Here is a 4,409-nt window from a genome sequence, read left to right on the forward strand (position 1 = left end):
CCACGGGATGGCGGCCCCGCACGATGCGCAGGCCGTCCTGTTCGGTCAGGTCCGGTTGTGCCCAGTCCAGGACGTCGGCACGCTCGGCGAGGTTGGCCAGTACGTCCAGTTCCGCCATGGCCGAGGCTGCGGATTTCAACGGCCCGAGTTGTTCGATCAAGGTGTCGAGCAATGCCTCGTAAAGGGCGCGCTCGCGCATGAGCGAGCGTTCCTTGGCCGATAGCACCTTGTCCTCGAAACCCTTCAGTTCCTCGGTGATGTAGCGCTCGGCGTTCTTGGTGGTCTGGCGGCGCGTGTAGTGCGTGGGCGCGCGGTTGCTCTGGCCCTTGCCGATCTCGATGTAATAGCCGTGGACGCGGTTGTAGCCCACTTTCAGCGAGGTGATGCCGCTGGCGGCCTTCTCGCGTTCCTCCAGTTCCACCAGGTACTGGTCGGCATGCGTGGACAACCGGCGCAGTTCGTCAAGTTCCGCATCGTGGCCGTCGGCGATCACCCCGCCGTCGCGGATCAACGCCGGGGGTTGTTCGATCACCGCGCGCTGTAGCAGCGCTGCCAGGTCATGATGCTCGCCGATGCGTGACACCAGCGAATGCAGCAGCGGACTGTCAAGCGATGCGATTTCCTCACGCAGCGAAGGTGACCCAGCCAGGCCATCGCGCAGGGTGGAAAGGTCGCGTGGCCTGGCCGAACGCAACGCCACGCGGGCCAGGATGCGTTCCAGGTCGCCGATGCCGCGCAGGCGTTCGCGCAGGGTCAGGTGCCGACGGGTATCGAGCAAGAGCGCGATGGCCTGGTGGCGTTCGCGCAGCAGGGGTTGCGAACGCAACGGGCGATTCAGCCAGCGCCTGAGCAGGCGCGCGCCCATGGGCGTTACGGTTTCATCGAGCACGCCAAGCAGGGTGTGTTCGGTGCGGCCGGTGGGATGGGTATCGATTTCCAGGTTGCGCCGGGTGGCTGCATCCATGGCGATGGTTTCACCAGCGCTTTCCACCGCCATGCCCGAAAGATGGGGCAGGGCGCTCTTCTGGGTTTCCTCCACGTAACCAAGCAGGCAACCGGCGGCGGCCACGGCGACGGGCATGCCGTCGACGCCGAATCCGGAGAGGTCGCGCACCTTGAAGAAGCGGCACAGCTCGCGCAGGGCGGCCGCGCCATCGAAGTGCCAGGGCTGGCGCTTGCGCAGGCCAGGCAAGCTGCTGACCATCCGGGGCCAGGTAACATCTTCGCCCACCAGCGTCTCGGCCGGTGCCAGGCGGGCGAGTTCCGCGGCCAGCGCTTCGGCGCCGTTCACTTCGCTCAACAGGAAGCGGCCGGTGGACAAGTCCACCCAGGCCAGGCCGTAACGCGCGCCATCAGATGCGATGGACAGCAACAGGTTGTCACGGCGGTCTTCGAGCAGGGCGGCATCGGTCACCGTGCCCGGGGTAACGATGCGCACCACCTTGCGCTCGACCGGTCCCTTCGACAGCGCCGGGTCGCCTACCTGCTCGCAAATCGCCACCGATTCGCCCAGTTTCACCAGCCGGGCCAGGTAGTTCTCCGCGGCGTGGTAGGGGACGCCAGCCATCGGGATCGGCGCCCCGGCCGACTGGCCGCGCTGGGTGAGGGTAATGTCCAGCAGCCGCGCGGCCTTGCGCGCGTCATCGTAGAAAAGTTCGTAGAAGTCGCCCATGCGGAAGAACAGCAATACATCCGGATGCTCGGCCTTTGCGGCCAGGTACTGGCGCATGAAGGGAGTGTGCGAGGTGGCGTCCTGCGTCATGGCGTCAAGTCTTGGCGATACGGTGGTGGGGGAGTAGAACGTGGCGTTCCCTTCCCCGCAAAAGCGAAAGTCTCGCATGGAGCACCCCTCCATTCCCACCGATGGTGATCTGTACCAACTGGCTGGCAAGGTGGCCGTGGCCGCCCAGGAGCGCCGCCTGATGGTCGTAACCGCCGAATCGTGTACCGGCGGCTGGGTCGCCAAGAGCCTCACGGATCTGCCCGGTAGTTCCGCCTGGTTCGATGCCGGCGTGGTTACCTACAGCTACGAAGCCAAGGAGGCCCTGCTCGGGGTGAACCCGCGCACGCTCGAGGCCACGGGCGCGGTGAGCGAATCAACCGTGACGGAAATGGTCTCCGGCGCCTTGTCGCGCTTCGGTGCAGGCCTCGCCGTGGCCGTCACCGGCATCGCCGGCCCGTCCGGCGGCACGCCTGACAAACCCGTCGGCACGGTATGGATCGGCTGGAAACGGCGTGGCGGCTATGCGCACGCCAAGTTGTTCCATTTTGACGGCGACCGCGAAGCGGTGCGCCGTCAGACGGTGGGTGCCGCCCTCGAAGGCATGCTGCTTGCCCTGACCGGTTAACGGGTCACATCCGCCGGGGTAAACCCAGGCGGGTGTGGGATAATTGAAATTAGTCACGGCGGATCGCAGTCCCTGAGATCGCCGCGGCGCAAGATACACCTACATCAAACGACCTCACGCGGGAATGCAAACGATGGATGACAACAAGCGCAAGGCGCTCGCCAGTGCCCTCGGCCAGATCGAAAAGCAGTTCGGCAAGGGCGCAGTCATGCGCCTGGGCGACCGGCCCGACGACACCATCGACACCGTGTCCACCGGCTCCCTGGGGCTGGATATCGCGCTGGGCATCGGCGGCCTGCCGCGCGGCCGCGTGGTCGAGGTCTACGGCCCGGAATCCTCGGGTAAGACGACACTTACCCTGCAGGTCATCGCCGCCTGCCAGCGCGCCGGCGGTACCGCGGCCTTCGTCGACGCCGAGCACGCACTCGATCCATCCTATGCCGAAAAACTCGGTGTGAAGGTCGACGACCTGCTGGTCTCCCAGCCTGATACGGGCGAGCAGGCGCTTGAAATCGCCGACATGCTGGTCCGCTCCGGTGCCGTGGACGTGGTCGTGATCGATTCGGTCGCCGCCCTCACGCCCAAGGCGGAAATCGAGGGCGAGATGGGCGATTCCCACGTCGGCCTGCATGCCCGACTGATGAGCCAGGCCCTGCGCAAGCTCACCGCCAACATCAAGAAAACCAATTGCCTGGTGATCTTCATCAACCAGATCCGCATGAAGATCGGCGTGATGTTCGGTTCGCCGGAAACCACCACCGGTGGCAACGCGCTGAAGTTCTATGCCTCGGTGCGCCTGGACATCCGCCGCATCGGCGCGGTCAAGAAGGGCGAGGAAGTGATTGGTTCGGAAACCCGGGTCAAGGTGGTGAAAAACAAGGTGGCTCCGCCGTTCCGCCAGGCGGAATTCGAGATCCTCTACGGCGAGGGCACCTCCCGCGAAGGCGAGATCATCGAGCTCGGCGTCCGCGAGAACCTGATCGACAAATCTGGCGCCTGGTACAGCTACAAGGGCGACCGCATCGGCCAGGGCAAGGAAAACGTGCGTCAGTTCCTGCGCGACAACCCGGCCATCGCCAACGAGGTCGATACGGAACTGCGTGCGCGCCTGCTGGTCAAGGCCGCTCCACGTGGCGCGGCGCCGGAGGAGGCCCTGGAAGAGGCCTGATCCACAGGCGTGCCCTTGGCGTTAATCTTCCAGGAAGCCGCGCCCCGAGCGCGGCTTCTTCATTTTCCAAGGAACTGCCATGCCGCGTCGCGAGCGACCGGACAAGCCGGTGAAGGGTGAGAAGCCCCAACGCACCGCGTACGACAAGGCCCTGGGGCTGCTGGCGCGGCGCGAGCATTCCGGGCGCGAGCTTTCCCGGAAGCTCGGCCAGGGCGGTTACGACCGTCAGGACGCCACCGAAGCCATCGAGCGCCTGGGCGAGCAGGGCTACCAGGACGACGACCGATTCGCCTCCATGCTGGTTCGCAACCGCGCCAGCCACGGGTACGGTCCCGCTCGCATCCGGGCCGAATTGCGTAACCACGGGATCGGCGAGGCCGTGGCCAGGCGCCTCCTGGACGAAGCGGAAGTCGACTGGCACGAACTTGCCGCCGACATTCTGCGTCGCCGCTACGGTGGCCCGACGGCCGACTACGCCGAACGCGCCCGCCGGGCCCAGTTCCTCTTGCGTCGCGGCTTCGCGGCCGCCACAGTACGTAGTCTCACCCACGCTGAAGTGGACGACGCAGCCGACGATTGACCGGGTCCGACCGGCTCGTGTCCTGCCGCCGCCACTCCCCCGTGGCGACCGGAATCCAAGGCATGGCCCTACCGTCCCCGATGAAAACCGCGCAGATCCGTTCCACCTTCCTTGAGTATTTCCGCAGCAAGGGACACACCATCGTGCCGTCCGCGTCCCTGGTGCCTGCCAGCGACCCTACCTTGCTGTTCACCAACTCAGGCATGGTGCCGTTCAAGAATGTCTTCCTGGGCAGCGAAAAGCCTGGATACGTGCGTGCGGCCGACGTCCAGCGCTGCCTGCGTGCCGGCGGCAAGCACAACGACCTTGACGC

5 protein-coding genes are annotated in these 4,409 nt (G+C 65.9%); 4 read left to right on the forward strand and 1 reads right to left on the reverse strand.

From position 1 onward, the window contains the following. The coding region (mutS, locus tag VK519_RS04340) for a DNA mismatch repair protein MutS (RefSeq protein WP_324347910.1) at positions 1-1,762 on the reverse strand (1,762 nt) is incomplete at its 3' end. 76 nt (positions 1,763-1,838) lie between these two features. Here mutS and VK519_RS04345 point away from each other — a divergent pair. The 4 genes from VK519_RS04345 to VK519_RS04360 form a co-directional block, all read left to right on the forward strand. Beyond that, positions 1,839-2,348: a CinA family protein gene (locus VK519_RS04345; RefSeq protein WP_250625727.1), complete on the forward strand. Its 510-nt coding sequence runs from the start codon at positions 1,839-1,841 to the stop codon at positions 2,346-2,348. Positions 2,349-2,481: 133 nt separating this feature from the next. After that, positions 2,482-3,516, forward strand: a complete 1,035-nt coding sequence (recA, locus tag VK519_RS04350) for a recombinase RecA (protein ID WP_324347911.1) — start codon at positions 2,482-2,484, stop codon at positions 3,514-3,516. A gap of 79 nt (positions 3,517-3,595) precedes the next feature. Next, complete coding sequence (locus tag VK519_RS04355) at positions 3,596-4,096, forward strand: regulatory protein RecX (RefSeq protein ID WP_324347912.1); 501 nt, start codon at positions 3,596-3,598, stop codon at positions 4,094-4,096. An 80-nt stretch (positions 4,097-4,176) separates the two neighbouring features. Next, on the forward strand, positions 4,177-4,409 hold a 233-nt coding region (locus VK519_RS04360; protein ID WP_324347913.1), incomplete at its 3' end, for an alanine--tRNA ligase-related protein.

The organism is Pinirhizobacter sp., assembly GCF_035317885.1.
Lineage (GTDB): Bacteria > Pseudomonadota > Gammaproteobacteria > Xanthomonadales > Rhodanobacteraceae > Pinirhizobacter.

Coding starts and splice junctions, on each gene's coding strand:
- VK519_RS04355 (WP_324347912.1), top strand. CDS start 3,596: ATGCCGCGTCGCGAGCGACCGGACAAGCCGGTGAAGGGTGAGAAGCCC.
- VK519_RS04345 (WP_250625727.1), top strand. CDS start 1,839: ATGGAGCACCCCTCCATTCCCACCGATGGTGATCTGTACCAACTGGCT.
- recA (WP_324347911.1), top strand. CDS start 2,482: ATGGATGACAACAAGCGCAAGGCGCTCGCCAGTGCCCTCGGCCAGATC.